This is a genomic window from Mycobacterium sp., assembly GCF_049802695.1.
In the GTDB taxonomy this organism is placed as follows: Bacteria; Actinomycetota; Actinomycetes; order Mycobacteriales; family Mycobacteriaceae; genus Mycobacterium.
In genome coordinates this window covers 1-8,294 of record NZ_JBARMY010000231.1, presented here as the reverse complement: position 1 = coordinate 8,294, position 8,294 = coordinate 1, and the positions used below count along the sequence as shown (strand labels likewise).

7 protein-coding genes and 2 riboswitches are annotated in these 8,294 nt (G+C 65.9%); all 7 genes read right to left on the bottom strand.

Annotated elements, in window-relative coordinates:
- Positions 1 to 963: PPE family protein (locus WA317_RS09340; protein WP_425172758.1), on the bottom strand; the 963-nt coding region annotated here is incomplete at its 3' end.
- Between the two features lie 15 nt (positions 964 to 978).
- Positions 979 to 1,278: a PE family protein gene (locus WA317_RS09335; protein ID WP_425172757.1), complete on the bottom strand. Its 300-nt coding sequence runs from the start codon at positions 1,276 to 1,278 to the stop codon at positions 979 to 981.
- 279 nt (positions 1,279 to 1,557) lie between these two features.
- A riboswitch (M-box (ykoK) riboswitch) is annotated at positions 1,558 to 1,729 on the bottom strand.
- 255 nt (positions 1,730 to 1,984) lie between these two features.
- Complete coding sequence (locus WA317_RS09330; protein WP_425172756.1) at positions 1,985 to 3,277, bottom strand: PPE family protein; 1,293 nt, start codon at positions 3,275 to 3,277, stop codon at positions 1,985 to 1,987.
- Positions 3,278 to 3,292: 15 nt separating this feature from the next.
- Positions 3,293 to 3,592 carry a PE family protein gene (locus WA317_RS09325; protein ID WP_425172755.1) on the bottom strand — a complete coding sequence of 100 codons (300 nt, stop codon included), beginning with the start codon at positions 3,590 to 3,592 and terminating at the stop codon, positions 3,293 to 3,295.
- 286 nt (positions 3,593 to 3,878) lie between these two features.
- Positions 3,879 to 4,049, bottom strand: a riboswitch (M-box (ykoK) riboswitch).
- A 253-nt stretch (positions 4,050 to 4,302) separates the two neighbouring features.
- Positions 4,303 to 6,135 (bottom strand): type VII secretion AAA-ATPase EccA, encoded by a 1,833-nt coding sequence (gene eccA, locus WA317_RS09320; protein WP_425172754.1) that lies wholly within the window; start codon positions 6,133 to 6,135, stop codon positions 4,303 to 4,305.
- Complete coding sequence (eccE, locus tag WA317_RS09315) at positions 6,132 to 7,274, bottom strand: type VII secretion protein EccE (RefSeq protein WP_425172753.1); 1,143 nt, start codon at positions 7,272 to 7,274, stop codon at positions 6,132 to 6,134. The genes eccA and eccE overlap by 4 nt, the downstream gene beginning before the upstream one ends.
- Positions 7,271 to 8,294 (bottom strand): type VII secretion-associated serine protease mycosin (gene mycP, locus WA317_RS09310; RefSeq protein WP_425172752.1); only part of this gene is annotated, 1,024 nt, incomplete at its 5' end. The genes mycP and eccE, both read right to left, overlap by 4 nt.

The window sequence follows — 8,294 nt, the reverse complement described above, 5'->3', positions numbered from 1 at the left end:
ACCCAGGCTCGGTGAAGCCGGTACACCGGCCGCGCCCAGCACGCCGGAGCCCAGCCCCCCGCCCAGCGCCGAGGGCGTCACACCGCCCAGGCCGTTCTCCAACCCTGCGCCGAGAAAACTGGTTCCGGTGATGGCCTGGATGACCTGAATCGGGTTGAAGGCGCCGGTGGAGGTGATCGTGTTCCAGATGTTGCTGTTGAGCCCGAGACCATCCGAGCTGAACAGCTGACTGAACAGGCTCGAGACCCCCGAGATGCTCGTGGTACCCGACGCCGTTGAGCCCAATGCAGCCCCGGGCGCCGCCAGGTTCTGCAAGGTCGAAGGTATCGCCGACGTCAGCTGTGACAACGCCGTCTGGGTGTTCGAGCCGGCCGAGGTGCCGGTGGCCTGCGTGACCGCAGCGGCCTGCGCGCCCAGCGCACCGGGAGTGGTGGTCTGCTGCGGCGCATTGAACGGCGTCACCTTCGTAGCAGCCGCCGCCGATCCGGCATAGCCGTACATGGCGGCCGCGTCCTGGGCCCACATCTGGCCGTATTCCGCCTCGGTGGCCGCGATCGCCGGGGTGTTCTGGCCGATGATGTTGGTCGCGACCAGCGACGCCAACTGGGCGCGATTGGCCGCGATCGCCGGCGGCGGTACTGACGAGCCGAGCGCGGTCTCATACGCCCCAGCCGCCGCGGTCGCCTGGCCGGCGGTCTGCTCAGCTTGGGCAGCGGTGATGTTCAGCCATCCCGAGTAGGAGGAGGCCGCCGTCGCCATCGAGGCCGATGCCGGACCTTGCCATCCATCGCTGGTCAGGCCTGCGACGGTCGAGCTGTAGTCGCCCGCCGTCGAACGCAGATCAGCGGCCAGCCCGTTCCAAGCGCTGGCGGCGGCCAGCAAGGGCGCCGAGCCGGGTCCGGAATATATTCTGCCCGAGTTGATTTCCGGCGGTAGTACACCGAAATCCATGAATGCGGTCATCGCTCGACACCTCCCTCACCCTGCAGCGATGGCGTTGGCGGCCTCGGTGGCCGAGTATGACTGGGCGCTGGTGCCCAATGTGCTGACAAACAGGTCGTGCATTGCAGCAGCTTGCGCACTGACCACCTGGTAGAGCTGCGCGTGTGCGGCGAATTGTGTTGCCGTCAAAGCTGATACATCGTCCGCGGCGGCGGGAGTCACTGCCGTGGTGGAAGGCGCGGCGACAGCGTTCTGCGCGACCATAGCTGAGCCGATCCCGTGCAGGGCGTTGGCGGCGGCTGCCATGATTTCCGACTGTGCGGTGACAAAAGACATGGGACTTCTCCTCAAGCAGCGGAGCCCAGGCTCGAGTCGCGTCCGCGCACGCCGATAGCACACCGACGGGGGGCGTGAACGTGCGAAAAGCTTTCAGTGCCGGGCTGTTTCAGGCGACAAGATTGACGCCGGGGCCGGATCGGGACGATAGGGTCGTCGAACTCGGATACGGACTGTCGTCGGAACTCATGTCGTCCTTCACCTCCTCACGGTCAGGGCACACGGGGATGCCACCAGTCGCCAAGCCGGAGTGAGGTCACCCGGGCTGATCACCCGGGTTCGGCACCCCTCTCGTCAGAGCTTTGGCACTGCACGGCTTATCCGAACGATGTCGGAAGCCACTTGGGCTCAACCCTTAAGCCGGGAGGAGCTGTCCTGACCCTGGGCGTCTTTCGACGTTCGAGGTCAGTGGCCTGTGTCCGTGCAGACGCCTCACCTAGCGAGGTGCTTGCTGACATCATGGTGGCACTGATTCCGTCGACCGTCAACCCGACACGCAGAAAGACCGACAGCCGTGACGGTCAGTGATGTCGAACTCGGTTGCGCCTCGCCGTTTTCCGTCACCACCCCAGCCACTCAGCTGGATGCGGAGGAATCGGCTTCAACACGAACGCTTTTCATAGCCTCGGGTCGCCGCCGCCACGAAAAGCGATCTGTCAGGCCACCGTCGACGCGTCGGCGGTGGTTGATTCGACTTGGGAGACCGTCAGCCGGCAGCCGGCGGTTGTGCCATCACCGTCGGACGGAAGCCGTAGCGAGGAGTCGCGAAGCTGAAGCTGCGTGAGCCCCCGCCCATCATCGGCATCCCGGGCATGCCCGGCATACCGGCTGCCTGCTCGGCGGCATTCATGCCTACCGTGTGAAACTCCATGGCGCCCGAGCTGATCGGGGTCGTCATTTGGTTCGCCGGGGCCCAGCTTTGCGGCGCCGACAACCCGCCGACCAATCTGGCGTTGCCGATGCCCGCTGACACCGCCGGTCCGCTCGCTAACCCTGCGGCAGGCGCCGACGACAGCGCCGGGATGCCACCCCCGCCGCCCAGTGGCAGCCCATCTGGCAAGCCGCCGAGGGCGGGGAGGCCGGCGCCATACTTCAGCGAGTTGATGTCGGCAATGGCGCTGGTGGCGGCTGGGCTGACCAAAGCCGGGTTGAGGTATCCTCCCGACACAAACCCGTTCGTCAGCGAGGAGTTGAGGAAGGTTCCGCCAGCTGAATTATTCGCACCATCAATAGCATTCAGGAAGCCAGCGAATCCTGTCGCGGCGTTATTGGTTCCCGGGCCGAAGATACCCGACCCGCCCAGAAGTCCGCTCAGCCCTGATCCGGACGTGCCAGAAGCCGCGGGCGACGCCAGATTCTGCAGTGCGTTGGGAAACGCGGAAACCAGCTGTGACAGCGTGTTCTGCACTCCGGAGCTGCTCGACGAGCCGGCCGATTGGGTAGCCGCCAGGCTCTGGTTCACCAGCCCGTTGGTGCTCGTGGTCGGCGCCGGACTGCTGAACTGTGAAACCTTGGCAGCCGCAGCCGAATTGGCGGCATAGCCGTACATCGCCGCGGCGTCCTGCGCCCACATCTCGCCGTATTGGGCTTCGACGGCCGCGATCGCCGACGCGTTCTGACCCAGAATGTTCGTCGCGACGAGCTGGCTCAACTGAGTGCGGTTCACGGCGATCTCCGCCGGTGGCACCGTGGCGGCGAAGGCGGCGTCGTATGCTCCGGCTGCCGCATTCGCCTGTCCGGCGGTCTGTTCAGCCTGCCCCGCGGTGGTGGTCATCCAGGTCAGATAGGGTGCGATGGCTTTGGCCATCGACTCCGACGCAGAGCCCTGCCAGCCGTAATCGATGAGCCCGTCGATCACCGACTGATATGAGTTGGCGGCTGAACTCAATTCGGCGGCCAGGCTGTTCCATGCCGTCGCGGCGGCGAGCAGCGGCGCCGACCCGGCACCGGTGTACATGCGCGCCGAGTTGACTTCCGGGGTCAATGCTCCGTAATCCATCAGCAGGGTTTCCCTTCAGCTGGCCGCCGCAGCGTTGGCGGCTTCGGTGGCGGCGTACGAGCCGGCGCTGGTGTTCAGCGTGGTCGTGAATAATTCGTGAATGGCAGCGGCGTGTGCGCTGACGGCTTGGTACATCTGGGCATGCGCGGCGAATTGCGCCGCCGTCAGGGCCGAAACCTCATCGGCGGCGGCGGGTATGACTCCGGTCGTGGGGCCGGCCACCGCCGCGTTCTGGGCGATCATGACAGAACCGATGCCCTGCAGGTCGCCGGCGGCTGCGGTCAGCAGGTCGGGCTGCGCGGTGACAAATGACATTGGACTTCTCCCTAGGGGTGATCCGACCAGGCACGAATTCCCGCGCCGCGTTATTTGCAGGATCGACAGCACTGTTCCGCCGTGCGAAGACGACGGCGCGACACCGGCCTTCGTTCAGGCGGCGGAGAGACGACCGTGACTGGATCGGAGGCGAACGGTCAATGATTTCGGATAACTACTATCGCCGGGACTCAATCTCGCCCCACACCTCCCCTCACGGTCATGGCACATAGGTGTGCCAGCGGTCGCACATACAGGGGCAGAACACTCGACAGACACGCCGAGCGCGGCACCCCTCTCGTCAGAGCTTCGGCACCACACGGCGTATCCGGCAGAGCCGGAAGCCACTTGGGCTCAACCCTTAAGCCGGGAAGAGCTGTCCTGACCCTGGGCGTCTTTCGACGTTCGAGGTCAGTGGCCTGTATCCGCGCAGACGCCTCACCTAGCGAAGTGCGTCAGCCTCATGGTGGCACCAGTGATACCGCAGGTCAACCCAACTCGCCCCGCACTGTGGACCACATGACCGCGACATCACCGCAAATCGCCGCGGATGAGGTCCTATTCACCGTGAGTCTATTTCGCCGCCGGTCGCCCGCGGCTCTGACCAGCGACTTTCCGCAGTTTCCGCAGTTGAGACTCGGACCAAGCGTCGAGCGGGGCGCCCCTGCAAGTTGGATCGCAGTTTGCTGGCGAATCGCTGTGAGAAGCGGCTAGTCAGACTTTTGCTCGGCGACTGCCGCGTTGAGTCCCTCGGCGAGGTCCTCTCGGGTCAACTCCTGAAAGCGCAGCAGCAGGTCAGTGCTGAAGTCCGCGGCGTCGTCGGCCAGCACCGCGTCCAGGTCTTCATCGTCGAGGCGGGCACTGCGATGATCGCGGGCTTTCTCCACCACGTTGCGCACGAACCCGGCGTTGCCAAGGGTGTCGATGTCGCGGATGAGGTCGCCGTCCTCCGAGTAGTGCTCCTCGGTGTAGAACTTGGTGTACTTCGGTAGCAACGCCTCAGCCGCCTCGTCGGTGATGACGTCCTCGTTCTCCCGGCCCATCAACTTCGTCAAATCCACCAACTCCGGCGGTGTGTAGCTGAAGAACTCGATGACCGTAGAGAACCGCCGTCGCAGACCCGGGTTGACCTCGAGCATCCGGTCCATCGCTTTGGCGTATCCGGCTCCGAACACCACCAGCTCGTCGCGGTTATTTTCCATGTACAGCAGCAACGTGTTGATGATCGCGTTGCCGTACGGATCGCCTGAGTGATAGCCCTTTTCATGCAGAGTGTGCATCTCGTCGAAGAACACCGCCCCGCCGAGTGCTTCTTCGAGCATCTCCTCGGTGTTCTTCTCCGCATCGGCCATATACCGGCCCAGCAGCTTCGTGCGGCTGGTTTCCACCACCAACGGCTTTCGTAACACCGTCAACCCGCACAGCTGCTTGGCAAATGCCCGCGCAACCGATGTTTTACCGGTTCCGGGCGGACCCAACAACAGCGTGTGCCGCGACGTCACCGGCACCGGCAGACCCATCTTGGCGCGGGCCAAGTTGACTTTCGTGGTCGACTTGATCAACTTGATCTCGCGCTTGGCCCGCTCCATCCCGAGCATTGCGTTGAGCTCGGCGTCCCCTTCGGCCAGATAATTGGCCGCCTCTTCGGCGTGCCGGGCCGCCTCGGTCTGTTCGCGGGTCGGCGCACTGTCGGGATCCCAGGGATCGGTACGGGCCTCGATGGTTTCCGGGTCGGTTAGCACCAATCGGTAGCTGGAGTTGTCCAAAGCTTCGCGGGCGGGCGCGAATTTAGCGTCGCGCGAATAAACCCGGCGCAGCAGCTCGAGGGCTTCCTCCTCGCGCCCGAGGTGGCGCTGGCACATGCCTTGGGTGTACAAAGCGATGTTCGCCGCGGGCGGCACCCGGTCGGCCTCGATGGCTTCTTCGGCGCGCCTGATAGCCTCCTCGAACACCCCGAGCGACGCCAGCGCGGTTGTCGCCATGGCCGCTCCGGCCGCTTTCAGCTCGGGCTGACGCCAGGGCGTCGCTGCCGGAAATTGCGCCAGGACGTCGGACCAGCGGCGGCTGCGGAAGAACAGCACACCGCGCGCGTACCGGACCAGCTCGGCTTCAAAGGGGTTGCGCGGATCGGTGCCGTCGAGAAGGTCGGCCGCTTCTTTGTACCGTTTCACTTCGGCGAGAGCCATCGCGTAGGTCGCTGCCAGGGAGTCGACGCTGGTGATCACCAGCCGCAGGAAGAGCCCGTCGGAGACCTGCGGCCGGAACTGCACGTCGGTGACGCCGAGGCGGCGGATCTCCCAGCCGAAGGTTCCTTTCGCGGCCCAGGCACCCTCGAGCACCTCGATGCTCTGGTCACCGGCGAGTAGCCGCGCCAGCCAGCCATCGCACATGCTGGGTTCGATTGCGGTGGCGGTGGTGAACATCCGCAACGCCACCGGCGGATTGTTGCTGGGCTGAAGTCCCTTAACCGAGATGCCGGAGGCCAGCAGTCCGGCCACCATGGCGTTACGAGCGTCCGTGGACCCAGCCTGAGGGCTGGTCACCTGCGCGCCCCCGCAGGGGTGGTGACGAGCTGCGGTGCTGCCGCACCGACAGGCACGGACAACTGTTCGCGGTAGGCCAGCGACCGACCCGGAATCACCAGCGGCGGGCGTGTAGTGGGCACCGGCAAGCTGGCCGACACCGCGGACAACTGGCGGCCGGTGAGCCGGTTCATCCCGCTCCAGACTTCTTTGGGCAGCCGACCGGCGCTGTGGTAGCGGACCCACACCGACACGTCGGCCCCGCCGCGGCGAGCGACCAGCTTGACCGTGACCGCCGTTGCGTTGGTCTCCGGCAGCCACAACCGCTGCAGCGTGCCGGACGTGATGTCCCTCGGCGACACCCAGAAGCTGGTCACGTACTCCTTCGAGCCGGCCGGCTCCTGGTGGCGCAGCCGGCGCCTGCGGGCGCTGACGTGAGCCGGTTCAAGACCGGCCAATACGGCGGCGTCGAGATCGGCGAATTCGTCGGCCGTCACCGATCGAGCCATGAGACGTCCTTCGTCCAGATCGATGGCAAGCCGCTCGGTCGCGGCTGCCAGGGTGGCGGCCACCGAATCGCGGGCCGCCACGGCAGCGACGTTGCGCTGCGGATCCAACCGCAGCAGCAACCATGTCCGGTGGTCACCCGCACCCGCGGATTGGGTTGCCACCGACACGATGTCGATCTCGTCCAGGCGCACATCAAACTGGCGCAACCGGTTCACCACCGCATCCAGCGGCAGCCCGGCCAGCGCGGTCTCCCGGGAACGATGACGACCGGTCGGTTCCTCGCGGGCCTCCACGGCGATCGCTGAGACCAGGCGGCCCTGATATTCGCGGATTCCGACAACGTCGCGACCGTACCGGCGCTGATGGTTGATGGCCGGGGTGCGTCCCGCCGTCAACGTCGCCTGCGGGTCGGCGAACCGGTCCAGCAGACGAGCGCCGAGTGCCGAGGCCAGCGTATTCCGCCGGTAGGTGACCAGCCCGACGATCGTGACCGCCAGCGCCACCGCGACGCCCACCCAGAAGGCGACGTGGTGTGCGTCCCACGCTTGCGGCCAGTGGCTGGCCGAGGCCAGCACCGCGACGTCGATGAGAAACACGCCTGTGATGCGCGCCCAAGACAGCGTTATGCCGAATCGGTTCTGTTCTTTCATTGTTCCCTCGACGATCGTCTGAGCAATCTCGCGCTTCCGACCACCGCGGCAAAGATCAGCAGCACAGCGGCTAACCCGCCCGCAGCAATCCACACCGGCATCATGTTCCGCGGCGGAATCGGCGGCGGCATCTTCAATGGGGCGGATTTGGTCGGCAGGGTCGGGCCCTCCGGGACATCCCAGGTCAGCGCGGCCACCGGGTCGACCACCCCGTAACCCAACTGGTTGTCCACCCCCCGCGCCGGCGGGCGGGCGGTGTGGATCAGCCGGTTGATGATCTGGTGTGACGTCAGGTCGGGATACTTCGCCCGGACCAGAGCCGCTACGCCTGACACAATCGCGGTCGCGAAACTGGTACCGGTCGGCGTCAGCAACGTGTTGTCCGGCCCGTCCACCGCATTCACCAGACTGTCGTCGCGGGTCGACAGACCGACGACGTCGGTACCCGGCGCGGCGATCGACACCCAGGGTCCTGCCACGCTCATTTTCTCCATCGGCGCGCCGGTGGAGTCGACGGAGCCGACCGTCAGCACGTAGTCGCTGAACCACGCCGGCGTTACCACCGTGGTCACGCCGCTCCAATCCCGCGGGTCATTGGGGTTCAACGGATCGAACACCGGGTTCTGTTTGCAGTCACGGCTACTGGTGTCTCCGGCGGCGGCGACGATCACCACGTTCCGGTCGACCGCCGCGTAACGCAGCGCGGCTCCCAGGTCAGCCTGGTCGAGCACGTTGCGGGCGCTCATGCAGGTGATATCGGAGATGTTGATCACCTGCGCGCCCAGATTGGCCGCATGCACGATCGCGCGGGCCAACGTGCGGATGGTGTCCGACTTCTGCCGGGTCTGCGGGTCTTGCTCGCCGGTAAAAGCGTCCTTGACGGTGAAGGCACCGCTGGTCTGGCGGATCGAGATCAGCTCGACGTCCGGAGCGATTCCGGAGAACGCGTCGGCCGGGCCGGCCGGTGGCGGTTCGAGGGGCGCAGGCGCGGTCGGCTGCATTCGGTGCACGGGCGCGAGG